This is a genomic window from Nonomuraea sp. NPDC049486 (assembly GCF_040676925.1).
Taxonomy (GTDB): Bacteria; Actinomycetota; Actinomycetes; order Streptosporangiales; family Streptosporangiaceae; genus Nonomuraea; species Nonomuraea ferruginea.
Genome location: NZ_JBFAPV010000024.1, coordinates 45,632 through 68,228 on the forward strand (window position 1 = coordinate 45,632; position 22,597 = coordinate 68,228).

General features: G+C 69.5%; 15 protein-coding genes. 2 read left to right on the top strand and 13 right to left on the bottom strand.

From position 1 onward, the window contains the following. The first annotated feature begins 71 nt into the window (after positions 1-71). The gene (locus AB0K05_RS41325; protein ID WP_364236869.1) at positions 72-623 is read left to right on the top strand and encodes a chorismate pyruvate-lyase family protein; all 552 of its coding nucleotides are present in this window, start codon (positions 72-74) and stop codon (positions 621-623) included. Between the two features lie 146 nt (positions 624-769). On the opposite strand, the gene AB0K05_RS41330 is transcribed toward AB0K05_RS41325, so the two are convergent. Both AB0K05_RS41330 and AB0K05_RS41335 read right to left on the bottom strand, forming a co-directional pair. Next, positions 770-2,062: an IS701 family transposase gene (locus AB0K05_RS41330; protein WP_364236871.1), complete on the bottom strand. Its 1,293-nt coding sequence runs from the start codon at positions 2,060-2,062 to the stop codon at positions 770-772. A 343-nt stretch (positions 2,063-2,405) separates the two neighbouring features. Further along, positions 2,406-2,843: a hypothetical protein gene (locus AB0K05_RS41335; RefSeq protein ID WP_364236874.1), complete on the bottom strand. Its 438-nt coding sequence runs from the start codon at positions 2,841-2,843 to the stop codon at positions 2,406-2,408. Positions 2,844-3,280: 437 nt separating this feature from the next. Here AB0K05_RS41335 and AB0K05_RS41340 point away from each other — a divergent pair, with 437 nt between their 5' ends. Continuing rightward, the gene (locus AB0K05_RS41340; protein WP_364236876.1) at positions 3,281-3,508 is read left to right on the top strand and encodes a hypothetical protein; all 228 of its coding nucleotides are present in this window, start codon (positions 3,281-3,283) and stop codon (positions 3,506-3,508) included. Positions 3,509-3,698: 190 nt separating this feature from the next. On the opposite strand, the gene AB0K05_RS41345 is transcribed toward AB0K05_RS41340, so the two are convergent. The 11 genes from AB0K05_RS41345 to AB0K05_RS41395 all read right to left on the bottom strand — a co-directional run bounded on the left by AB0K05_RS41345 (position 3,699) and on the right by AB0K05_RS41395 (position 22,531). After that, a complete protein-coding gene (locus tag AB0K05_RS41345; protein ID WP_364236879.1) occupies positions 3,699-5,231 on the bottom strand; it encodes an aldehyde dehydrogenase family protein in 1,533 nt (510 codons plus the stop codon). Further along, complete coding sequence (locus tag AB0K05_RS41350; RefSeq protein WP_364236882.1) at positions 5,228-6,133, bottom strand: NAD(P)-dependent oxidoreductase; 906 nt, start codon at positions 6,131-6,133, stop codon at positions 5,228-5,230. Before AB0K05_RS41350 ends, AB0K05_RS41345 begins: the two co-directional genes overlap by 4 nt. 41 nt (positions 6,134-6,174) lie before the next feature. Then, positions 6,175-7,014 carry an alpha/beta fold hydrolase gene (locus tag AB0K05_RS41355; protein WP_364236885.1) on the bottom strand — a complete coding sequence of 280 codons (840 nt, stop codon included), beginning with the start codon at positions 7,012-7,014 and terminating at the stop codon, positions 6,175-6,177. Beyond that, positions 7,011-8,090 carry an ABC transporter permease gene (locus AB0K05_RS41360; protein WP_364236888.1) on the bottom strand — a complete coding sequence of 360 codons (1,080 nt, stop codon included), beginning with the start codon at positions 8,088-8,090 and terminating at the stop codon, positions 7,011-7,013. The genes AB0K05_RS41355 and AB0K05_RS41360 overlap by 4 nt, the downstream gene beginning before the upstream one ends. Then, complete coding sequence (locus AB0K05_RS41365) at positions 8,087-9,640, bottom strand: sugar ABC transporter ATP-binding protein (RefSeq protein WP_364236891.1); 1,554 nt, start codon at positions 9,638-9,640, stop codon at positions 8,087-8,089. The genes AB0K05_RS41360 and AB0K05_RS41365 overlap by 4 nt, the downstream gene beginning before the upstream one ends. Positions 9,641-9,649: 9 nt before the next feature. Beyond that, positions 9,650-10,663: a sugar ABC transporter substrate-binding protein gene (locus tag AB0K05_RS41370; protein WP_364236893.1), complete on the bottom strand. Its 1,014-nt coding sequence runs from the start codon at positions 10,661-10,663 to the stop codon at positions 9,650-9,652. A 298-nt stretch (positions 10,664-10,961) separates the two neighbouring features. Further along, positions 10,962-11,825, bottom strand: a complete 864-nt coding sequence (locus AB0K05_RS41375) for a MurR/RpiR family transcriptional regulator (RefSeq protein WP_364236896.1) — start codon at positions 11,823-11,825, stop codon at positions 10,962-10,964. Between the two features lie 300 nt (positions 11,826-12,125). Beyond that, complete coding sequence (locus AB0K05_RS41380; RefSeq protein ID WP_364236899.1) at positions 12,126-14,318, bottom strand: DEAD/DEAH box helicase; 2,193 nt, start codon at positions 14,316-14,318, stop codon at positions 12,126-12,128. Positions 14,319-14,344: 26 nt separating this feature from the next. Further along, positions 14,345-15,673, bottom strand: a complete 1,329-nt coding sequence (gene brxD, locus AB0K05_RS41385; RefSeq protein WP_364236902.1) for a BREX system ATP-binding protein BrxD — start codon at positions 15,671-15,673, stop codon at positions 14,345-14,347. Between the two features lie 25 nt (positions 15,674-15,698). Then, on the bottom strand, positions 15,699-18,599 hold the full coding sequence (gene pglZ, locus AB0K05_RS41390; protein ID WP_364236905.1) for a BREX-2 system phosphatase PglZ: 2,901 nt from the start codon (positions 18,597-18,599) through the stop codon (positions 15,699-15,701). Then, positions 18,599-22,531, bottom strand: a complete 3,933-nt coding sequence (locus AB0K05_RS41395; RefSeq protein WP_364236908.1) for a hypothetical protein — start codon at positions 22,529-22,531, stop codon at positions 18,599-18,601. Before AB0K05_RS41395 ends, pglZ begins: the two co-directional genes overlap by 1 nt. Between the last annotated feature and the right edge of the window lie 66 nt (positions 22,532-22,597).

Below are 22,597 nucleotides of genomic sequence, written 5' to 3' on the forward strand. Positions count from 1 at the left end.
GAGGGGCCCCTTCACCCACCGGCTCCACGTCCGCCACCGGCACTACCGCCTCTCACAGATTGAGGACCGCTATGACCTCCGTACCTCTCTCCTTAAGCGGTGACCCCACCAAGGTCGCCGACGTCTTGGGCAATCTAGACGGCTCTACCACGCGTTTCCTGGCCGCCCTGCTCGGCCAGCCGCTCAAGGCTCGGGTTATTTCGCAGGCGCGGCGACCCGCGGTCACTGCGTTATCTCGGGAGTGCTGCCTACGCATGGGTTTCGCCGTCGACGACATCGCGTTGGTGCGCCGCTCCCAACTGATCACCGACGCAAGAGATGCGGTGATCTCGGCCAACAAGGTCGTCCTCGATGTCGGCCATCCCCTAGTGGCCGATCTCGACCTCGGCACCGACATTCCGCTCGGCTACCTGCTCGGTGAGATCGAGCAACGCCGGGAGATCCTTCAGCGGGGTGTGCGGCCGTGGTCATGGGGATGTCTCGATCCTTTCAGCACGACCCGGGCCAGTACCTGGCGCTCGTATCTGATCATCACCAGCGGCCAACCCCTCTGCCATGTCGAGGAGGTCTTCCACCCCGATGTGATCTCGCCGCCGTCTGCTGCATCCAGTCCGAAACTCTGACGATCGCCTTGCATGGCTTCGGTGAACGTCGGATGCTGTCGCTGGTGCCGAAGCCGCGCGAATACTGCGATCCTCCGCCGCTGCGGCGGAGGCTGGATGCCATCCGCGTCCCTAGTACGGCAGCCGCCATTCATTAGTTGACCTGGCTATATGCAGTGGCCAGGCGGGCTCGGTGATGGAACCAGCGGGCGCGGGCTTGATGGCGGCGTCGCCAGGTCGACCAGTGGACGGTGTGTTCCAGCGTCGGTGGATGTCCGGTGACGGCGTTGAACAGGCGCTTGACCTCGGCGACCGTCAATGGGATCAGGCCAGGGTCGGCCGGCGTGGGTGTCGGTTCCATGCCGGGCTGCTGCGGCGGCGACCGCGCAGACGGCCAGGCCGGCCATGACCAGCACGAGGTGCCGCAGTAGTGCCTCATAGAGGCGGACCTGGGACTCGTCCAGGCCGAACAGGTCCTTGCCGGCCTGGAAGCTCTCCTCCACCGGCCACCTCAACCCGGCGGCTGAGACGAGGCGGGCCAGGGTGGCCGGCTGACCGGCGGGCACGAAGCAGTAGTGAAAGGCCAGCTCACCGGTGGTGCGGTGCTTACGGACCAGCAGGAAGTGGGCAGGGCTGGCAGTGGCGATCCACGCCCAGGCATAGGTGCGTTCCCCCTTGGAACCGTGCCCGGCTGAGCGGATCATCCACCGGCGTTGGGGCCGCAGGTGCTTGGCCACGGCTTGTTCACAGGTCAGGCAGGCGCCGCCGCCGAGGGTGAGGGTGAAGGTGGCGCGGATGCGCAGCACGTAGGCCTGGCCGTGGTTCTCCAGATAGGTGCGCAGCTTGGTGCAAGCGCCGTAGACCTCGTCCCCGGTCACGAAGTCCAGGCGCACGCCGTCGGCGTAGGCCTCGCGCAGCAGGCCGATGGCCAGTTCGCCCTTGGTCGCGAAGCTGAGGTCCAGCGGCAGAGCGGTGGTGATGGCGGTGACCGGGTCGCTGATCTGCTCGGCGGGGATCCATTGCCGGGCGCCGATCAGCGCGTGCCCTGCCCCGGCGCGCACGTAGGCGAGGTAGACGGTGTTGATGCCGTTGTCGATGCCGCCGGCGCAGCCCATGTGCTGGCGTTTGACGCCTGCCGTGGCCGTGCCCTTCTTCTCCTGGCCGGACTCGTCCAGCACGCCGACGGTCAGGCTGCCCGGCCGGGCGGCGGCATCCAGCCGGGCGACGGCGAAGCGGCGGACGGTGCTCATCGCACCCGCGGTGTCCCATCGGGCCCGGTTCAGCAGGCGCTGGGTGGCGTCCGGACGGCGGTCACCGATCCACTCGGCGATCGTCCAGCCGTTACGCCGGGGCAGCTCGGACATCACGGCCCGGACGTACTTGGCGGCCTGCAGCCGCGGTTCGATCCGGGAGAACATCGGGGCCAGCGCGCCCATGAGGTCGTCGAGGTTCCGTTGCACCCGCCTGGCCTCTACGATGAGGGCAGCAGCCGCTTTGGATCTTGTTCTCGTCACACAGACATGATCACGAGCGGCTGCTCTCGTTGTACGGGGATCCCGCCAGAAACTCACGCCGGCCCGACACCACGTCGTCCCAGCTCACACAGCAAATGGCGGCTGCCGTACTAGGGCTGGCAGGCGCTGAGGCATCCGCTCAGGCGGTCGGCACTATCTCTGGGATCAAAGGATCAAGATCGTCCACCACATAGGCGCGGCTTGGCCGGAAAACAGTTCATCCGTTGCGACGCTGAACGCTACAAGGGCAGGAACGCCGTCGAGCGGGCGATCAGCCAGCTGAGAACGTTCAGGGTTGTTGCCATGGCCCGGAGGCCATCTGGACGGCGATCGTCCCCGGCCGTGTCGCTCCAACCGGCGTCGCCTGGCGGTGGGGGGTGACGGCGTCGGCCAGGAACGCCTGATCCGGCTCGATCACCAGTTCCGTACGGCCGTCCCTGGTGACCAGGTCGCTGGCAGCCGCGCCGCGTTTGGTCGGCCGGCCCTTGGCGCTGTCCCACGCGGCTGCCGGCGCCGCCGCGGCGACCAGCTTCTTGTCCTTGCCCTTCAGCAGCAGCCGGCCGTTCCTGCCCGCCGACAGGGTCAGGCCCTCGTCCTCGACGCCGATCCGCAGTTCCAACGGTTTCGACGGCCGCTGGCGCGGCACCACCTCGTGCCGGAACCCGTCCGGCAATGCTGTCACCACCAGATCGGCACCCGCGCCGGCGGCGTCGGTGTAGGCGGCCATGCTGCCCTTTATCGTGGGCTTGGGCAGCAACATCCGGTTCGCGAGGCCGACGCGGACCTTTCCCTCGATACGCCGTCAGCCCTCTGATCTTCGTAAAGCCGTGACAAAACCGCTACGGCGGTGATGACCTGCGGAAACGGCTGAAACAAAAGGCAAGACAGAACGCTGACAGATCTCATAACAGTGACAGAACCTCTCCCCTCGCTCGTCTTCACCCAGAGCTAAAGGCGGGGATCGGGTTCTGTCATTCACGGAGCAGATTCGTCGTAGTTCTGTCGCTATTACAGTAGACGCCAACGGCCCAGATCAGAGCGAACTACCGACGTACTGTCAGTTCTGTCATCAGCTTCAGGTAACGAGCGAAGAGGAACGAGATACGGGACCGGAGCGTCTCGAATAACACCTGAAGCGAACGTCACCTTGGTAGAATCGCCTGTATGGAGGCCAGCGCCTTACGAGTGGACAATTCACACACCATCCATCTGGCGGGCACCAGCGTCGACCGCTACGACGTAGAGCTCCCCGCACCGGCCTGTCATACGGCGATCGCAGGCTGGGATCCGCGACGACTGCGCACCTCGACCGCGCCGGTGAACTGCCGCCGATGTCTGCGACTCATCGAGCGGCAGCAACTTCCAGCCATCCTTCAGGACGTAATCTTCTGACCGTTCGCGAGATAATCGAACTGCGCGACCGGCAGACAGCCGACGAGGCAGGGTCCGACGGCGGAAGCGTCTCACCTGCGTGGGGTGAGACGCTTCCGCCGTGGCAGCACCCGTCAACCGCCGGTCTGGTCGAATCTCGAGGCGCGCATGACGCCTCGCACCCTGACCAGGGTGCAGACTCTCGTAGCCGTCACGAATCCCGCAAGGACGGAAAGGGTGCAGGGTAGGGAGCGGTCGGCACCCAGACCGCCTTCGCCTGGGTGTACTCGCCCAGTACGTCCGGGCCGGAGGAACGACCCCAGCCCGAATCCCCGAACCCTCCGAACGGTGCGGCCACATGGATCGTCTTGTAGGAGTTGATCCAGAACGTGCCGGCCCGGACCTCGTCGGCGATTCGGTGCGCCCGCTCGACTGACCGCGTCCAGACCGCTCCAGCCAGTCCGAATTCGGTGTCGTTGGCCTGCCTGATCGCGTCGGCCTCATCGGCGAACGTGCTCACCGCCAGCACCGGGCCGAAGACCTCGGTCCGGGCCACCGTGTGCTCGGTGGTCACGTGGTCGAGCACGGTCGGCTCGACCCAGTAGCCTCCGTCGCTCAGCCCGTGCCGTTCGCCGTGCCTGCTGACCCGCGTGGCGCCTTCGCCGACCGCCTGCTCGACCAGTCCGCACACGTGCTCGTACTGTCGGGCGTTGCCGACGGGGCCGATCTCGACCTCCGGATCCAGCGGGTCGCCGACCCTCAGCAGGGCGGCCTTGCGAACGACTTCGGCGACGAGTTCCTCGTGCAGGTCGGCGTGCACCAGCAGCCGGGAGCCCGCCACGCAGGACTGGCCGGCGCCGGCGAAGATGGCCGCGAGCACGCCGTCGGACGCGGCGTCAACGTCGGCGTCGTCGAAGACGATGTTCGCGCTCTTGCCGCCCAGTTCGAGCAGCGCCGGGACGCCTCTGGAGGCGGCTGTCGTGGCGACCGTACGGCCGGTGGCCACCGAACCGATGAACGCCACCTTGCGCACCCGGGGATCGGCTACCAGCGCCTGCCCGACCGTCTCCCCCAGCCCGCTTGCGACGCTCAGGGTGCCGGGCGGCAGGCCGGCCTGCTCAGCCAGCCGGGCCAGCACGATCGTGGTGGCCGGTGTGAACTCGCTCGGCTTCAGTACCACGGTGTTGCCGCAGGCCAGGGCCGCCGCGGAGTTCCACGCCGCGGTGAACAGCGGAGCGTTCCACGGGGTCAGCAGCCCGACCACGCCGTACGGGACGCGGCGGGTGTAGGTCAGCCACGGTCCGGGGACGGGCAGCGTCTGGCCGGTGATCTTGTCGGCCCATCCGGCGTAGTAGTCGAAGAAGTCGGCGGCCCGCAGAGCCTCCACCCGGCTGTCACGCAGCGGCTTCCCCGCCGTCGCCGACTCCAGCCTCGCCAGTTGTCCGGCCGACTCCCGGATCAGCGCGGCGAGACGACGCAGCGCCTCCGCGCGGCCGAACGGGCCTGCTTCCTGCCAGGGCCGCAGCGCCGCCGCGGCGGCGTCGACCGCGGCGGCCGTGCCCTCGGCGCCGATGTCTCGCCAGGTGGTCAGCAGTTCCCCGGTGGCGGGGTAGCGGGCTTCGACTTCCGCGCCGCGCCCGGCGAGGTGCTGACCGGCGGCGTACCCGCCCAGTCCCTCGGGCAGGGCTTCGCTGAGGATGGCGGCGGCGGTCGCGCTGAGTCCGAGCGATGGCGAGTCGGTCACTGGTTCCTCCCGGTCGGAGTCAGCACCCCGGACGAGGCTGCGATCACTTGGGCCACTCGGTTGAAGTCGGCGTCCGGCGACAACTGCCGCGCGGCCTCCTGCCAGGCGCGGCGGGTGGCGTCGATGACGGTCATGGCGGTGCCGGTGCTCGCGGCCAGGTCGACCGCCAGGTTGACGTCCCTGGCCATGAGGCTGACCGGGAAGCCTGAGTCGTAGGTGCCCGGCAGCACCCAGCGCGGGAAGTTGACGTCGGTCGCCGCGTTGCGTCCCGAGCCGCTGTTCAGCGCGGCGACGACCTTGTCGGCGTCCATGTCGTAGGCGGCGGCGATGTCGACGGCCTCCGCGCACAGCGCGATGGCACCGGCGCACAACGCGTTGTTGAGCAGTTTGGTGACGTTGCCCGAGCCGGGGCCTCCCATGTGCCGCCATCCGCCGGCGGTGATCGCGTCGAGCAGTGGAGCCGCCGTGGAGACGGTTTGCGGCGCGGCACCGACGAACGCGGCGAGGGTTCCCGCGGCGGCACCGGACGGACCGCCGGATACCGGCGCGTCCACGAACACGACGTCGTGTGCCGCGGCGTCCGCGGCCAGGCCGACGCTGGTTCGCGGGTCGGAAGTGGACGTGTCGACGATCAGCCGTACCGAGTCCAGTTCCAGGAGTTCGGGGACGACGGCGCTCACCTGCTCGGCGCCGGGGAGGGAGAGCAGGACCTGTTCCGTTCCGGCCAGATCCGCGATGGCGGTGACCGTGGTGACGCCGGCGTCGCGCGCCCGGGCCTGGGACTCCTCCGACGGGTCGTAGCCCAGCACTGACCAGCCGTGCCGGACGAGCATCGCCGCCATCGCACCTCCCATCGCGCCCAGGCCGATCACGGCCACCGACTCTGGTGTGGTCTCGCTCATTCCTGTCCTTTCCGGGAAATCAGTTCGTCTTACGGACCGGCTCAGTGCCGTTCGAGCCAGTCGCGTACGACGGTGAGGAACGGTTCGGCGCGCTCAATGAAGGGGAAGTGGCCGCACTCGGGCAGGACCGCGAGCGCTGCGTCCGGGATGCCGGCGGCGAGCCGCTGCGAGCAGAGTTCCAGCGGCAGGATCCAGTCGTCGTCGCCGGAGACGACGAGCGTGTCGCCGGTGATCTCGCCGAGCCGACCACTGACGTCGTAGGCGCTCAGCGCCCGCAGGTGTGCCGTGTTGAACGCCTGCGCGCTGAAGTGGGTGCCCTCCGACGCGCGGGCGACCAGTTCGGGGGTGGGCGCGTGGAAGTACAGCGGCAGCAGGGTGCGCCACAGGTCGGCCCACTCCTCGTCGTCGGCCTGCGGCCGGGCCAGCCGCACCCGCACCGCGTCCACCTGCTCCGGGGTGCCGCGCCGCGCCGCGTTCTCGGCGATCACGTCGCTGTGGTCGAGCTTGGGCGCGGTCGAGACGAGGATCATCGGCCGTCCGGCGCCCGACGGGGTCAGCGCGTACTCCAGCGCCACGTAACCGCCGTAGGAGTGGCCGACGATGACCGGGTTGTCCAGGCCCATCGCCTCGATGATCTCGTCCACCTGCCGAACCCAGATGGTGTTGTCGTGGATCGCCGCGTAATCCAGCGTGCGGTCGGACCGGCCGTTGCCGACGAAGTCGAGGTAGATCACCCGGTGGCCGGCGGCCAGCGTGTCAAAGGCCGGACGCAGGTAGCCGTGGTCGAGTCCCAGGCCACCGTGCAGCACGAGGATCGGCCGGCCGGATCCGGCCTCGGCCACGTACGTCTCACCGACCGAGGTCGGAATGTTGGTGCTCATCGTGATACCTCCTGATCGCCGGACGTGGCGTTTCTTGCCAGGCCTAGCCGGGCCCATGGCAGCAGCGCGCGGCGGCCGCGCCGGTGGTTGAGCAGGTCGAGCCCGACGGACGCGATCAGTGCGACGCCCTGGGAGATCTGCTGCCAGGCGTTCGCGACGTTCATCATCGTGAGGCCGGCCTGAAGAATGTTGAGGAACAGTACGGCGAGCAATACGCCGAACAGCCGTCCCCTTCCACCGGTGAAGGCGACCCCGCCCAGCAGTACCGCGGTGAGCACCTGCAGCTCGAAGCCGACGCCGAGGGTGCCGGGAGGCGCGCTGTTGAGACGAGAGGCGAGGATGACCCCGGCCAGGCCGGCCGCGAGGCCGTTCAGAGTGAACAGCACGAACCGGATCCGCCGCAGATTGAGTCCGGCGAGGTAGGCGGCCTCGCGGTTCATCCCGACCGCGTAGATGTGCCGCCCGGTGGGGGTCAGCACCAGGAACGCCCCGCCGAGCGCGAACACCAGTATGGCGATCCAGATCGGGATGGCTATGCCGAGGAACGTGCCGTTGCCCAGGCGCAGGAAGCCCTCGGTGAAGCCGAACACCGGTGCCGTGGTGATCAGGTAGGTCAGGCCCCTGGTGATGTTGCCCATGCCGAGCGTGACCACGATCGAGTTGATGCCGACCACGGTGACCAGGAAGCCGTTGACCGCTCCTGCGGCGGCCCCGGCCGCCAGGCCGACGAGCACCGCGGTGGGCGCGCCCCATCCGCTGGCGGCCATGAGGTACCCGGCGGTTACTGCGGAGACGGCCTCCAGCGAGCCGACCGACAGGTCCACCTCCCCGGAGATCACCAGCAGCGTGCTGGTGACCGCGACGATGGCCAGCACGGTGCTCTGCAGGGCGATGTTCTTCAGTACGTCGACGGTCAGGAAGGTGGAGTCGGCGGAGGTGAACACGATCAGCAACACGGCGATGCCGATGACGAGGCTGTTGCGGACGAGAAGTGCCCCGACGCGCTGCGCGGTCCACCGCTGCCCCGGCTCGCCGTGCGGGGCGGTGGTCAGGTCCGCCGCCTTGACCTGGCTCATGGTCGGGAGACTCCTTCCGTCTGAGGTGCGGTGGGCACCGGGTCGAGAATGCCGAGGTGGGACAGGTGCAGCATGCGGTTGCGGTCGAGCGGCTCAGCCGGGAGCTCCGCCACGATGCGGCCCCGGACCAGCACCAGGACCCGATCGGCCAGCAGCGCGACCTCGTCCGGATCCGACGTGGTGAACACGACCGTGCGGCCGGTGAGCACCTCTTCCGAGCGCAGCGTCTGGTAGATGTCGGCGCGGGCGCCGACATCGATGCCCTGGGTCGGTTCGTCCAGCAGCAGGACGCGTACGCCCTGGTAGGCGGCGAGCCACCGGCTGAGCACCAGCTTCTGCTGGTTGCCGCCGGAGAAGGCCCGCGCCGGCAGCGCCGGGTCGGCGGGGTGCAGTCGCACCTGGTCAGCTCCGGCTGCGAACCGCCGCCGCTCGGCCGCTCGGTGCCGCAGCAGCGGCGGGCCGAGTTGTCCGAACGCCGGTTGCAGCACGTTGTCCGCCGCGTCGAGGTCGGTGAAGACAGCTTGCCTGGCCCGGTCGCCGGGCACCAGCGCGATCCCGGCGCGCAGCGCCGCCCTGGGACTCGACCGGCGCGGCACCGTACGGCCGCCCACTTGTACGGTGCCCGCATCGGCGCGACGGGCCCCGTACAACGTCTCCAGCAGCTCGCTGCGGCCTGAGCCGACGAGACCGAAGATCCCAACCACCTCACCCTCGTGCGTGGTGAAGGTGACGTCGTCGAAACGCTCGCCGGACAGCCCGGACACGGTCAGCATGGGGGCACGCCGCTGCGACGACGCGGGCCCGGCGACGCGGCGCGGAGCCGGAAGGCGGCCGGTGATGGCCTCGGTGAGCTGCGCGGTCCGCACCGAGCCGACCGGCTCGTCCAGCGCGACCACGCCATCGCGCAGCACCGTGATCCGGTCGCAGAGGTCGAACACGTCGCCGAGGATGTGCGTGATGAACAGGACATGCACCCCGCTCGCGGCGATGCGCCGTACGACATCCTTGAGTTTTCCGGCCTCGCGGTCGGACAGGGCGGCGGTCGGCTCGTCCAGGATGAGCACGCGGAGGCCGGGGCGCGAGGTGGCCTTGACGATCTCGACCAACTGCTGGCTCGCGATCGGCAAATCGCCGACGATCGTGTCCTCCCGCAGGCCGTGGTCCGGGCCGAGGACGCCGCTCAGCGCCTGCCTGGTACGGCGCCGCTGTTCGGCACGGGCGAGCAGCGGGCCACGGCGCAGCTCTCTGCCGAGGAAGACGTTGTCGGTGATCGACAGGGACGCGACCAGGCTGAGGTGCTGGTAGATCACCGCGATCCCGGCCTCGGCCGCCCGCTGAGGGGTCAGGCCGGTCCACACCTCGCCGTCAAGCTGGATCGTTCCAGAGTCCGGCGCGTGTGCTCCGCTGAGGCATTTGATCAGCGTGCTCTTGCCCGCGCCGTTGGCGCCCAGCAGGGCGTGCACCTGCCCGGGCTCGCAGCGCAACGACACGCCTTTGAGCACTTCGTTGGCGCCGTAGCTCTTCCGTACGCCGTCGATGACGAAACTCATGACGACCCGCTACGCCAGGTCCGACAGATAGGCGGCCAGCTTGTCGGTGTCCCCCGCGGTCAGCGCCTCGATCTCCATCTGCACGATGGGCGAGCTCGCGGTGCCGGCGGCGAGCGCGATCGGGTGCTCCACGCAGACCTTGGCCAGCTCGGAGATCCGCAGCGCGGAGCTGCAGCGCAGCATCGTGCCCTGCTGGACGAGTTCCAGCGCCTCCTTGGCGCCGTCCTGCCCGCCGATGAAAACGTTGGGGTCGTTCTTGTCGAAGCCCGCGTTGACGAAGGCCCGGTAGGCGCCGGTCGCGCCGTCGTCGTTGTAGCAGAGCACCACGTTGATGTCCTTACGGCTGCTCAGGATGGACTGCATCACCTGCAGCCCGGTCGCGGGGTCGCTGGCGGCCTGGGTCGCGACGATCTCCGCGTCGGGTGCGCTCTGCTTGAGGCCCTCGATCATGCCGTCGCACCGCTCGATGCCGATCGTGCCGGACTCGCGGAACTCCAGCAGGACGACGTTGGCCCGGCCGCCGTGCTTCTCGGTGACCCACCGGCCGGCCTGCTGGCCGAGCTGCAAACCCGACTCCTTGTTGTTCAGCAGGACCGAGCCGCTCTGGTTCTGCATCTCACCGGCGTAGGTGACCCATACCAGTCCGGCGTCCAGCGCGGACTTGGCGACCGGTTCGAGGCTGGTGACCTCCATCGGCAGCACGGTGAACGCGGGGACCTTCTGCGCGATCCAGCCCTGGAGGTTGGCGAGCTGCTTGTCGATCTGGGCGTCGTCGACGGCGGTCAGCAGTTCGGCGCCGGCTGCCTTGGCAGACTGCTCGGCGAACTTCATGATCGTCGACCAGAGTGGGACCGTGTTGAACGGGTGGTCGAAGCCGACCTTGGTCACGTTCTTGCCGCCGCCCGCCGAGGGCGACACGCTTTCGGGGCCTGAGCCGCAGGCGGCCAACAGCGGAGCGGCGGCGCCGAGGGCGGCGACGGTCGTGGCGTAGCGGAGGAAGGAACGGCGAGACTGGCCAGTCATCAGATCTCCTTGAGCTGAGTCAGGGGGTGCCCTGGGAACGAGTTCGGGGGCGAGGCGGCGTACACGGCTTCGCAGGCTGAGGTCAGCCGGCCTCGGGAAAGGGCTCTTCACCACGGACGCCGACGGCGGGACACCGCAGGCGTGGCGACGGCCAAAGGCAACTGGGCATGCGCCGGTATGGGCTCGGCGCGGAAAGGGGTGGAATTCGGGTGACGATGAAACGGCGTCAGTGGTAACGAGTCGCAGGCGGACTATAAGCCCTGCGAGCGGACGACTAGGCTGCGCACTCCGAGCATGCTCACCTCCGCTGGTCAAACACGTCGAGCGCGTTCCACAGCGCCTGGGTGCGCTGGTGGGCGTTCCGCGCGTCAGCGGCGACGTGCGATTCGATCCCGGCAAGCAGCCCGTAGACCACCGAGGTGGCCGCAGTGACGGACTGGAAGAACGACACCCCCTCGCTGGGAACCGTGATCAGGTACGTGGCCGCGGATGCCAGCCGGGTGTTGGCGGCGTCGGTGATGACCACGACCGGCACGCCTGCTTCACGCACCGCCTCGGTCAGTACGGCGATCTCGCGGAACTGCTTCCAAAAGCTGATCGCGACCAGGCAGTCTTCTGGACCGAGCCTCCCGGCCGCCGAGGCCAGGTGTACTCCGCCCCGGCCCTCCAGCGTGAACGGCAGGCCCATGGTGCTCGCCAGATGGGCCAGCACATGCGCCGGGGCGGTGAACGAGCCAGAAGCCACGACGAGGGTGCTGCGGGCTCCCGCCATGGCGAGCGTCGCCGCGTTCACTACCTCGGGGTCGACCAGCTCCAGCGCCAGCGTGAGGTTGCTTATGTCGCGCCGCACGGCCTCGTGCACCGGGCCCATCGCACCGCCGTCGGCGTGCTCGGCTTTGGTCTGGTCGGTGCTGAGGCTGGCCAGGTAGTGTGCCCGCAACTCCTGTTGCAGCGCCGGCCAGCCTCGGTAGCCCAATGCCTGCGCGTAGCGCACCACGGTGCTGGACGTGGTGCCTGCCAACTCGGCTACCTCCGCAACCGGCGCGTAGGAGCATCGTTGTGGATTGGCGGCGAGGGCCTGAGCGACGCGCTGCATGGTCGGGGATATGCCCTGATGTGAGTCCCCGCCCCCGAGCCAGGCCGGGATCGCCCGATCTTGCATCGCAACAATCCTTCCAACAGGGGGTGATTGGAACGATAGTTGCACAACCTGAGTCTATTGAGAAGAGGTGCTTTGTAACGGATGGATTCTGGAGGCTCGCACCGCCGGAGCATGATCTTCACGTCGGCGTGATGGCCACAAGATCAGTCCGGGTGCTGGCCCAACCTCGATGACCCCCCATGCCGACCGTGTCGGCTCACCGATGCTTCCCGTGCCGTTATCCAGAGAAGGCTTGGCGGTGTGCTCACCGCACCTCATCGTCGCCGATAGAGGTCGGCGTCGGGCGATGCAAGACTCCTTTCAGGAGACACCGTCGGCGGGATACCTGAGCTGCAGGCGGACCGGCTCGGTCAGTACGGCGCGAGCTCCGTCGAAGTCGGCCAACCGGGCCGCCACCGTGGCCACCGCCAGCCGTTCCGGCAGGACTGCGGAGAACTTCAGCCCGTTGACGGCGCGGCGATCGACGTCCGGCAGCACCAGAATCTCCCCGTCACCTACGCTGCTGCGGGCCTCCTGCCAGGCCGTAGGCGTCAGGTCCTCGCGCAGCCGTACGGAGAAATCTGTCGGACGCTGAACCGGGTCTGCGATCGAGGGCAGCGTGGCGGCGAGCGTCGCGTTGGCGCGATAGCCGGCCCAGGTCCACCACCGCACGTCGTCACCCGCCCGGGTGATCAGCGTTCCTCCGGGGTGCACGAGGCCGGGAGCCTCCTCCTGCCGCCATTCGGCGAGTCTCGCCTGCGCGCGGCGGGTCAGTGAGACAGGAGGGTCCGCACCGAGCAGGACCTCTCGCATGGCCTGGGTCAGGGCGTAGGACAGACCGGCGATGCCGCCGCTCGTCCACTTGGCGACACCGCCGCCGTCGGCGGGCTCGACGAAGGCCCGCCTGCGTGCCCAGTCGATGAAGGTCACCCGCCAGCTCCGGCCGCCGAGCAGCAGCAGGCGAGGGCCCGTTCGCTCCTCGGTCAGCACTGAGGGGTCGGTGCGGCCGATCTCCTGGCGTCCGGCCAGCACGGTGAATTGCGGCGGCGCGGTGAAGGAGGCTGTCAGCTCGATGAAGTGGCGCCGTCCGAAGTGTTTCTCGGCTTCGGGGCCGATGAACAGCATCCCGCCGTCCTCATCCAGGAACCCCTTCTCGACCATGTGCCGCACGATGGGAGCGGCTGAGCGGTCGAAGGGTGCCAGGCCATTCCACTCCTGCGGCCACATCTGGTCGCCGATCCGGTGCTGCTGGAGGGTGACGGCGAGCAGTTGCTGCGCCACCAGGTGGCGTGGTTCGGGCGGTGCGGTGACCGGTTCGACCCAGCCGCGGCCCCACAGCAGGAGCAGGCCCGAAGCCTGGAGCAGGGATTCTGCCTCAGTTGCGAGGAACAGGCAGTTGCGTACGGTGCCGGCTCGCCGGCCGGTGCGCCCGATGCGTTGCAGGAAGGACGCGACGGTGCTGGGCGCGTCGATCTGGATGACCCGGTCCAGGTCCCCGACGTCGATGCCGAGTTCGAGTGTGGAGGTGGAGACGATGACGCAGTCGCGGGCTTCGGCGAAGGCTTGCTCGGAGCGGGCGCGTTCGTCGGCTGACAGGGAGGCGTGGGACAGGAAGACGTTCACTTCGCGCGCGCGCAGGGCCGCACCGAGTTGCTCCACCTGTCGCCGGGAGTCGCAGAACACCAGGCGTTTCTCGCCCCGGTGCAGTGTGGAGATCAGTTTTGCGGCGTTGTCCAGTGAGCCGACGTGGTCGAGTTCGACATCCCCGGCCGGGCGGGAAGCCGCCGGGAGGGAGGCGTTCAAGGAAGAGGCCGCGCGACCGAGAACGTCGGGGTCAACAGTGGCGGTGGTCGCAGAAGGTAGATCAGGTGCCACCACCTGGCCGGTTCGCTTTCCGGCGCCGGCCCCCTGTAGCCATTCGAGCAGCTGGTGCGGGTTCCCCACGGTCGCCGACAGGCCGATTCGCTGGAGGGGATGGCCGGTCACGCGCTCCAGCCGTTCCAGTACGGCCAGCAGGTGCCAGCCGCGGTCGTCGCCGGCGAAGGCATGCACCTCGTCGACGACCACTGCCCGGACTCGGCCCAGTAGGTGTGCATGGTCGGTCTTCACGCCGATCAGCATCGCCTCGAGCGACTCGGGGGTGGTGAGCAGGATGTCGGGGGGGTCGGTGCGGATCCTCCGCCGCTGGGATTCTCGGACGTCGCCGTGCCAGAGCGAGGCCCGGCGCCCGAGCCACTGGGCGTAGGAGTCGATGCGCGGCAGAAGGTTATTGAGCAGCGCCTTGAGTGGACACAGGTAGAGCACCGACGTACCGGTCCAGCGCCGTTGCGCCATCACGGACAGCAGCGGGAAGCAGGCCGCCTCTGTCTTGCCTCCCGCGGTCGGGGCGAGCAGGACGGCGTCCTCGCCGTCCATCAGCGGTCCGATCGCCGCCCGCTGCAGCGGGCGCAGGTCGGGCCAGCCGAGGCTGTTCACGATGTGGTGCAGGACGACCGGGTCGAGCCGGTCCAGCACGTCGCCGGGCCCGCTGCCGGACGCCATCACAGGTCCAGGTCGACGTCGTCGGCCGAGGCGGTGAGGTTCCGTTCGGTGTCGGTGAGCTCGTCGCTCCGCACGGTCAGCGTGTAGTGGCGCCGGGGGTCGAAGTCGTGGAACTGGTCGATGCGGTCGAGCACGTCGCCGACGAGCTTCTTCAGGAACAGCCGGGGAGCCACGCCGACCTTGCCGCCCAGCGCTCCGCCGACCGCCCGCGCCAGGTCGTCGATGTAGGCGTCGGCCGCGAGCTCCTTGATTCTTTCCGGGGCGTCGGCTCCGGTGGTGTAGAGGTCGCGGACGGTCACGCCCAGGTTGACCAGGGATTCCAGGGTGAAGCCGGGCAGCCGGAGCTGCACCGCGCGCGGGTTGTCGAAGCGCGGATCGGTGGTGAAGTCGGTCGCCAGCCGCTGGGCCAGGGGTGCCAGGCGCTGCACTCCCTGTTGCCCGTCGTAGAACGCCGGAGTGCCGGTGATCACCAGGTACAGGCCGGGGAACCGGCCCGAGTGCACCTCGTCGATGAGTTGCCGCAAAGCGTTGAGCGCCTTGTCGCGCGCATCGGCGCGCACCCGCTGCAGGGTCTCGACCTCGTCCAGCACAACAAGGAGCCCGGGATGTCCGGAGTCACGCAGCACCGTCAGCAGCCCCTGCAGGAAGCCGAGCGCCCCGAAGTGATCGAGATCGCCGCGCACGCCCGCGAAACGGCGCGCGGCCGCGGCAACGTGCGGCTGCCCACCGAGCCAGGCCAGCACCGCGGCGGCGGTCGCCTCGTCGCCCGCGGCGAGCGCGGCCCGGTAACCGCGCAGCGCGGCCGCGAAGGACGGTGCGTGCCGCGATACTTCGGTGAGCCGGGCGACCAGCAGCTTCTCCACCTCGGCGCTCAGTTCGTTCTCGTCCGCCCCGGCGGCGAGGGCGTCCTCCTCCAGCGCGTAGAACCACGCATCCACCACCGACCGCAGCGCGCTCGGTGGAAAGCTGGCGGTGGTGAGCCGTTCGGTCAATCGCCGGTAGACGGTCTCCAGCCGGTGCAGGGGCGTCTCGGTTTCCGAAATCTGGATCTCGGAGACGGCGAAGTTTCGACGTTTGGCCCGCTCCCCCAGCCACCGGGCGAAGAAGGTCTTGCCGGAACCGTATTCTCCCCGTACGGCCTTGAACACCGACGCGCCGGAGGCGACCGCGTCCAGTTCGGCGTCCAGCGCCGATTCGAACCTGTCGAGGCCGGTGGCGAGCAGATCGAGCCCGCTCTCGGGTACGGCACCGCGCCGCAGCGCGTCGATCACGGCACGGCGGCGCACGGCGCTGACCTGGGCGGAGCGGGACGGCCGAGCGGTGTTCACGCCTGCCAGTCTCCCATCGTGCTTGTCATGTCAGTTCGAACTGGTCGCGCAGGAGCCCTGTGTTCAGCCGCAGCGTGCGCCCATCGGCCAGGGTCTCCAGGACCTGCACCCCGTCATAGTTGAGGAGCTGACGCAGGACGGCGGCGAAACCGTCGGCTCGCCCAGGCGGATAGCCGACGCGCTGGGCCAGCGCCGTGACCGGGAGAGCGCCTGCGTCGAGCAGTGCCCGCACCGCCGTTTCGACCTTGTCCAGTGGCGGCTTGCGGGCCAGCAGTCCCACCTGCGCCTGGAAGATCTCCGATGCCAGCAGGGCATCGACCAGGGCGTCATCGGGCGAAGCCAGACGCGGGGCGAGCAGGGCGTCGTCGCCTCCGGGAGCCAGTACTACGTCGAAGAGCGCGTCGCCCATCGCGGACTGCGCCAGCGCCGCCTTTGACGGCTTGGCGCGGCGCTTCGGCTCGGGCGCCACGACGGGGATCGGGGTGGCGGGGCGGGCAGGTTCCGTCTCATCGGACCACCAGGCCGGGCGCTGGTCGCCAAGCTCGCGCCATCCCTTGGGCGGCTCCGCGCCGAAGGGCAGGAAGGCCAGGACGGGGATGGTGACCTCGGCGAGCGAGGCGCCGCCGTGATAGCCGGCCCTCTGCGCGGTGTAGCGGGAGTCGGTGTCCCACAGCGCTACGATCTCGGCGCCCGGTTGCGGCCACACGACCCGCGGCCCGGACAGCACAATCTCGGTCTCGCCCAGCGGGCCGCCGGGGGTGCGGTGCCGGGCGGAGGCGATGCCGTTGCCGTCGAGCTTCGTACCGTGGCGGTCCACGACGTGCCCGTGGTCGCTGGTGAGGATCACCGCCATGCCTTGGGCCGCGGCCACGCGCAGCAGTTCGCGCAGTTTCCCGATGTGGTCGAGGCGCCATGCGCCGTCGCCGAGCTTTTGTTCCTTGGCGAGCCGGTCGTCGATGGTGTTGAGAACGACCGCCACGTGTGTGTGCTCGTCGGCGAGTGCCTCGGACAGTTCGGGTCCGAATGGGTCGCCGGCGCTTTGGCCGCGCAGGTCGTCCTTGTGGAAGACCGCAGCGCGGGCCCCGCCCCAGAAGCGGTGCGCGGGAAACAGCCGCTTCTCGTCGGCCTGTGTGCCTTTCAATAGCTTGCCGGCGAACAGCGAGGTGCGGGAGATCGCGGTCAGCGTCGGGAGGGCGGCGGCCATGGCGCGCCGCCGCGGGGGCCGGTTGGCCAGGTCCGGCAGCGGGTCGTATTCGGCCCAGTGCCGGCGCAGCTCTTCGCCAAGCTCGGTGGCGATCGCCGCGCTCATCCCGTCCAGGATCAGCAGCAGCACGCGCCGCCCGGTCTTGGCGGCCACGACCGGTTTCACGACGCGGGCGAGGAAGGTTTCCACGGTCAGCATCGAGCCGGGGTCGGTGCCCGCGGCGGTCCAGATGGCGAGGGTTCGTGCGAAGGCTTGGTCGATCTCGCGCCGTCGTTGGCGCACGCGGGTGCCGAGAGTGTCGTAAGCGGCTTTCAACTCGGAGTCGGGATCGCCTCCGGCCTCGACGTGCTCCAGGGCCTGGTCCACCCAGCCGGTCTCGGTCAGGTGGCGTTCGATCGCCGCGGCGACCGTTTCCGCGCCGGTGGCCGGGTCGGCGGCGAGCCATCGCGCGAGCCGCTGTCCCATCCGGGCACGCTCGATGCGTACTTCCGCGTCCGGGTCGGCGGCCAGGCGGTGAGCGGCCAGTTTCGCGAGGGCCTGGGTGAGCGCGTGCGATTCTTTTCCGGCCAGCGTCCGACCGGCCTGTGCGAATCGGGCTTCCAGGCCAGCCGCCAGCACGGGGCTGGCTTCTGCCGCGGTCTCGGCGCCGAACTGCCGGGCCAGCACGGCGGCCCGGTCCAGCACCGTGCTGGACAGGCGGCGCGCGTCGCGCGCCGCCTCCTGTTCTGCGCCGGTACGGCCCGCCTCCAGCAGCATGCTGACGAATTCCTCGCAGGAACGGCCGAACGCGGCCACGAGCGCATCGAGGGCCTCGCCGGTCGCAGGTGGCTCCTCGCCGAACCACCGTTCGGCCCGTCCTCGTACCCGGTAGGTGGGGGCGTCGGGCTCGGCGTGCTGCCACAGTGCCGCGCACACCAGCCCGAAGGGCACCGCGTCGGCCCCGTGCTCGGCCTCCACCAGTGCGAGCAGCGCCCGGCCGGCGAGCCCCGCCTGGTCCTCCTCACCGAGGAATGCCGACAGCCCGGCGCGTTCCGGGCCGCGCAGTGCCAGCAGCCGCTCCGGTCCACCGGGGATGAGCGACCACCGCAGCAGCGTGTGGGTGTCGAGGCTGTCACCGCTCGGCGTCCGGCTCGCGCCCGGTGTCGTGTCGGTGTCGTAGCGGCCGAGGCGCAAACGGCGCAGGGCGAGTGCCGACAGCGCGGCACGGCGCGACAGCACCCCTCCAGCCAGCGGCGGCCAGCCTCCCGGCGGGGTGGCGTCGAGCAGCGCTTCGGCGGCCCAGCCGTCGGCTCTTAGACGTGGGTCGACCTGTTCGGCGCCGAACGCTTCGCGTACGACGTCCCAGCCGTCGACGGTCTCGATGCGCTGCTTGTGGGTACGGGCGAGAATCGCCGGGTCGAGTTCGCTTTGCTCCCGGTCGGTGAGCACGACCAGCACCGCCGGTCCAGTGGCCTCCGAGAGGTGGTCGAGGACCAGTTCGTGCACGGCCAGCGGTGATGGGGCGGCCGCGATGCGGGCCTGCCGGCCCTCGCCCCAGGCGAGTTCTTCGGGCCCCTCCCACTGGGGCGCGGAGCGCAGCAGCACGACGCGCCGCCGTCCATCTCCGGTGAGGGAGTCGGTCAGTGATGTCTGGGCGGACAAGAACTGGGTGACGGTCGCGGCGGTCAGCCGCAGCACGCCTGTGCTATCGCCGGTGACCTGTGTAGCGGTCGCGGTGCCCATCAGTCCACGACCTGCCAGCTGATCTCGATGGTGGCGCCCGGCTCGCTGGCCGCCAGGTCGGCGAGTTGCCTTTGCAGCTCGGCGACCACCGCATCAGCGTGTGCCGCCTTCACCTGCTTGCTGCCAGACCGGCGTACCCCGCCGCCGGTGATGGGACCGGGAGGGGATCCGGTGCCAGGGCCTTGTCCGGACTCTTTCCCACCGGGCACGGGCGGGTGATTGCTCGTACCGCTCAGGTCAACCTTGTCGGCATCTCCGCCAGGGCGCGGTACGGGGTCGGCCGGAGGAGGGGTGGGTACGGGTGGCTGGTTGCGCTTGATCAGCGCGGTGACCTCTCGGCGGGTCTTGTCCAGGGCGGCGATGAGGTCGGCCGTCAGCTGGTCGGCCTGTGCCGTGCCGCGCAGCACCTGCAACAGCGCCTGTCCTTCGGCGCCCTGTCCCTCGGCCAGCTCCAGCGTGTCCCAGGCAGCCGCGGCCAGTGCTTGGGCGACGTCGTGCGCCCGCTTGACGGAGTTTCCGTACCGCTCGGCGTTGACCGGGCTCAGGTCGAAGCGGGCCAGGGTCTCGACGGTCTTCTTCGCCCCGCCGCCGCCTGCCGCTCCCTGCCCGGTGGCGATCAGCTTGTCCAGCAGGTCGCGTGCGCGCCGGGCGAGAGCCAAGCGCCCCTTCTCGTCGGTCTCGTCCAGGGCGAGGAACTCGGCATGCAACTCCAGTCGGCGGACCAGTTCCGCCGCGGGCTCCCGGTAGGTGCGGGCGCTGTCGACGATCTGCCGGGCGAGCTGGTTGATCATCCGCCCGCGCCGCAGCGCCGGCGCCTTGTTCCCGAAGATGGTCTCGTACCGCCAGCGAGCCTCTATCCAGTCGTCCTCGCTCGGCAGCGGCTGGCTGCGCAGCGCGTCACCGGGTTTGATCTGCGACAAATCGGGCGCCGGGTCGAGCGGGACTCCGCCGCGCACCCACACCCGGTCGTCCATCTCCGCGAACGCGGCGACGACCAGGTTGGCCAGGAACGGCTCCAGCCCGCGCCGGTCCGGCTTGTCCGTCCAGTCGACGAGGGTGATCAAGCTCAGGTCCCCGGTGGCACCCTCCGTCTGCGCCATCCGCCGGAAGTGGTCGGCCCAGCGGGTGGACAGCTCGAAGTACGCCTCCTTCTGCTGCCCGAGCTCCAGCGGCTCGGCCACCCGCTTCATCAGCTTGCGTTCTTTTTCGGGGACCTCGACCCGCCGGTCGCGGGCCTCGGCTGCTGCGCGGACGTGGGTGAAGACGGTCCTGGCGTCGGCTGGTTTCACCGCGACGCCGGTGCCGTCCCGGTCGAGGTCAGGGTGCGCGGGGAACTGGTGGGCAAGCAGTTTGCCCGCGAGGTCCCTGACGGCCTCGCGCATCGGTTTGGCGAAGGAGACGGACAGTCCGCCGACATCAGGCAGCGCCACGATGTGGTCGTCGAAGCCCAGCTCGACGTCGGATGCCTTCTTGTCCGCCAGCCCGTACGCCTGCTTGAAGGCGGTCTTCACCTGCCTGAGCAGGGCGCCGCGCTGGGTCTCCAGCAGCCCCTTGGCCCGGGCTCGGTTGTCGGCGTTGAGGTGGGCGGCGTACTGGGTGGCGAAGCGGTGCTCATCGGCGAGCGCCTTGTCGATGACGAGGAGCCTGCGGAGGTCCGCGAAGCGCTGGGCGGACAGGTGCGTGGGCACCCAGGCGAGGGTGCGGGCGGGCTCGCTCTGCCGCTCCCGGAGCGCGCGCATCCGGTTGACGTCGTCGACGGGGCCGTAAGCGCCCTCGTCGAAGGGCAGATCGACGACGATCCGCCAGTGGCCGTCGAGCTGGGGCTGCAGCTCGTGGTCGGGCAGGTCGTCCTCGTCGGCGATGTTGCCGAAGATCACCTCCATGGAGCGGTTGGAGCCGCGCCAGACGAAAGTCAGGTCGTCGGCGCCGAGCCTGCCGTCGGAGCGGTCCACGCCGAGTTCCTCGGCGAGCAGGCGTTTGGCGAGCGCCATCCGGTTGCCGGGGTTGTCGTTGACGGCGGCGTTGGCGATGACGGAGTCGACGTCGACGCCGGACAGCTCCAGCCGCACGCCCGCGTTCGCGCCGGTGCCGGTCTCCTTGATCTCAGGGAAGCGGGCGGCCCACTCGGCCACCTTGCTCTTGATGATGCCGACCTCGCTGCCCGGGATCGGCGCCGTCACCGAGCCGTGGTTGAGCGCGCCGAGGCGGCGGATCGTCAGGTCGCTGAGTGCGGGGACGCTGGGCGCTAGCGCCGACAGCAGAAGCGTGCAGATCAGGCGGTTGTCGCCGATGAAGGACTTGCAGCGCTGGGCCAGTGCGGGGTCGGTGATGCTGTCGGGCCGGTGCTGGTACCGCTCGATGTCGTCTTCGGTGACGTCGTATGAGGTCAGCAGGTAGGGCCGGAGCTTGGTCTTGTACAGCTTGTCGGCAGCCTCGAAGACCACCTTCAGGCTGTCCACGAACGGCTTGTCGCCGCCGTCGGCGATCACTGGATACAGGTCGCCCACCGGAACCAGGTCACCAAGCCTCAGGTCATCTCGGCGGGCGGCAAGGAGTTGGCCCATCAGCTTCAGACCGGTACGGGAGCGCTGCAGCGCCGAGGAGATGTGGACCAGGGTGTCCATGAAGGCCGGCGAGAAGGGATAGGTCAGCCGGAACGACTCCTCATCCGCTCCCGTCTTGCCGGAGTCCGAGCCGAGCAACGTGTCCCACACCTGCGGGCCGACCCTCTTGGTCTGCTCGAACGCCGCGTCGACGAGCAGCTCGTTGCCCGGCTGAGGCTTCAACAGGCGGGCGTTCGCGATCTGCGGGAGGTTCCGGTCCTCGAGCGTGATCTTGTCGAACCGCCCCGAAGCGAGGTTCAGCGTGTCCTGGATGGACGCCTCCGCCGCGCCCGACACCTCCTCGCCGACCAGCTCGCGCAGGTCGCGCTGACGGGCGATGAACGACACGACAGGGATGGCGCGCCGGGCGTCTCCGCCCTCCACAAAGTTGGTGATCTTGCTGGCTTCGCGGGCCACGAACTTCTGGTCGTGGATGAGGGTGGCCAGCCACAGGATCAGCTCGTCCATGAAGAGGATCAACCCGTGATAGCCCAGCGATTTGGCGTGCTCGGCGATCACCGACAGGCCGGCGTCGAGGGAGATGAACCCGTGCTCGTCCTCGGCCGCGTTGCGCGCGAATCCGGGCAGCAGGTTGGTGCTCGCGTCCTGCACGAGCTTGGCCCGCAGCTCGGCCGGGGTGCTCGGGTGCACCAGGTCCAGCGGCGTGTCGCCGTCGTGCACCTCCTCGGCAGACAGGGCCGCGTCCAGCAGTTCGGGCGTCCAGGCGAACGACTCGCCCCACTCGTCGTCCTCGTCGGCCTCCCCGCCGCCGGAGCCGAGCCCGCTGATGACCGCCGCGTCGCCCAACCGGCCGCGCATGGCCCGCAGGTCGGCGAACAGCGCGTCGGTCCGGTACACCTGCGGGATCGGCGCGTCCGGGTGCAGCTTCTTGACGTGGCTGACGTAGCCGCCCAGCACCCGCTGCTCCAGGGCCTTGGCGCCCAGCATGTGGTACGGCACGAGCAGGAATCGCTTGCCGTCGGCCTCCAGCCACTCGTGCTTGGTCAGCAGGAAGTCGAACTCGCCGCGCGCTCGGGCCGCCTGGTTGCCGCTGAGCAGCGCGTAAAGCACGGCCATGAAGTGCGACTTACCGGAACCGAACGAACCGTGCAGGTAGGCGGCCTTGGACGTGCGGCCGTCGAGGGCGGACTTGATCAGCCCAAGCGCCTCGTCGAAGTTCTCCAGCAGCCTCTCGGTGACGACGTAGTCCTTCAGGGCGTGCTCGGCCCCCTCGGGCGTCACCGCCTCGGCGAGACGCAGCACGAAGTCCGAGGTGGAGATGGACTCCTTGATGTCGATGACATCCTTCAGGAAGGGCTGCTGTGCCATGCCTGTCTCGTTCTCCTTCGCTTCCGCCACTTCGTTCGCCTCTGCCACCCGCCTCGGATTGCAGGG

Bases quoted from the DNA above. Each gene is read 5' to 3' on its own strand.
- AB0K05_RS41325 (WP_364236869.1), top strand. From the start codon at position 72: ATGACCTCCGTACCTCTCTCCTTAAGCGGTGACCCCACCAAGGTCGCC.
- AB0K05_RS41335 (WP_364236874.1), bottom strand. From the start codon at position 2,843: ATGGCCGCCTACACCGACGCCGCCGGCGCGGGTGCCGATCTGGTGGTG.
- AB0K05_RS41340 (WP_364236876.1), top strand. From the start codon at position 3,281: ATGGAGGCCAGCGCCTTACGAGTGGACAATTCACACACCATCCATCTG.
- AB0K05_RS41350 (WP_364236882.1), bottom strand. From the start codon at position 6,133: ATGAGCGAGACCACACCAGAGTCGGTGGCCGTGATCGGCCTGGGCGCG.
- AB0K05_RS41355 (WP_364236885.1), bottom strand. From the start codon at position 7,014: ATGAGCACCAACATTCCGACCTCGGTCGGTGAGACGTACGTGGCCGAG.
- AB0K05_RS41360 (WP_364236888.1), bottom strand. From the start codon at position 8,090: ATGAGCCAGGTCAAGGCGGCGGACCTGACCACCGCCCCGCACGGCGAG.
- AB0K05_RS41365 (WP_364236891.1), bottom strand. From the start codon at position 9,640: ATGAGTTTCGTCATCGACGGCGTACGGAAGAGCTACGGCGCCAACGAA.
- AB0K05_RS41370 (WP_364236893.1), bottom strand. From the start codon at position 10,663: ATGACTGGCCAGTCTCGCCGTTCCTTCCTCCGCTACGCCACGACCGTC.
- AB0K05_RS41375 (WP_364236896.1), bottom strand. From the start codon at position 11,825: ATGCAAGATCGGGCGATCCCGGCCTGGCTCGGGGGCGGGGACTCACAT.
- pglZ (WP_364236905.1), bottom strand. From the start codon at position 18,599: ATGGGCACCGCGACCGCTACACAGGTCACCGGCGATAGCACAGGCGTG.
- AB0K05_RS41395 (WP_364236908.1), bottom strand. From the start codon at position 22,531: ATGGCACAGCAGCCCTTCCTGAAGGATGTCATCGACATCAAGGAGTCC.